Annotated in this window: 1 protein-coding gene; it reads right to left on the reverse strand. The window is 66.1% G+C overall.

Annotated features, from left to right (window positions below; genetic code table 11):
- Positions 1 to 41 precede the first annotated feature (41 nt).
- Positions 42 to 843 (reverse strand): IS256 family transposase (locus tag V6U90_RS33605; protein WP_334445231.1); only part of this gene is annotated, 802 nt, incomplete at its 5' end.

Below are 843 nucleotides of genomic sequence, written 5' to 3' on the forward strand. Positions count from 1 at the left end.
GGGAGTGTCAAGTTAACGGCTGATCTTGGTTGTTGAGGTGGTCAGTGGTTGGCCGGGGTGAGCCGGCCCTCGAAGGCGATCTGGAACGCGTTCAGGGGCGCTTTCCAGCGCATCGTCCAGCGGCGGCGTCCGGTGCCGGTCGGGTCGAGGCTCATCAACGCCATGTACACGCACTTGAGCGCGGCCTGCTCATTCGGGAAGTGTCCACGAGCCCGGACGGCCTTGCGGATGCGCGCGTTGACGCTCTCGATCGCGTTCGTGGAGCAGATGACCTTGCGGATCTCGACGTCGAAGGCCAGGAACGGCACGAACTCCGCCCAGGCGTTCTCCCACAGCTTGACGATCGCCGGATACTTCCTGCCCCATGCCTCGGCGAACTCCAGGAACCGCTCGGTCGCGGCGTCCTCGGTCGCGGCGGTGTACACCGGCTTGAGCGCGGCGGCGATCTTCGCCCAGTCCTGGCGGGCCGCGTACCGGAACGAGTTACGCAGCAGGTGAACGACACAGGTTTGCACGATTGTGCGCGGCCACACCGTCTCCACCGCCTCCGGCAGGCCCTTGAGGCCGTCGCAGACGAGCATGAGCACGTCAGCCACGCCGCGGTTCTTCAACTCGGTCAGCACGTGCAGCCAGTGCTTGGCGCCTTCGCCACCATCGCCGGCCCAGATCCCGAGGACGTCCCGGTGACCGTCGACGGTGACCGCCATCGCGACGTAGATCGGCCGGTTCGCGACCTGCCCGTCCCGGATCTTCACGTTGATCGCGTCGATGAACACGACCGGATACACCGGGTCGAGAGGCCGGTTCTGCCACTCGGTCATCCCCTCGATCACCTTGTCGGTG

Source organism: Micromonospora sp. CPCC 206060 (assembly GCF_036906895.1).
Taxonomy (GTDB): Bacteria; Actinomycetota; Actinomycetes; order Mycobacteriales; family Micromonosporaceae; genus Micromonospora.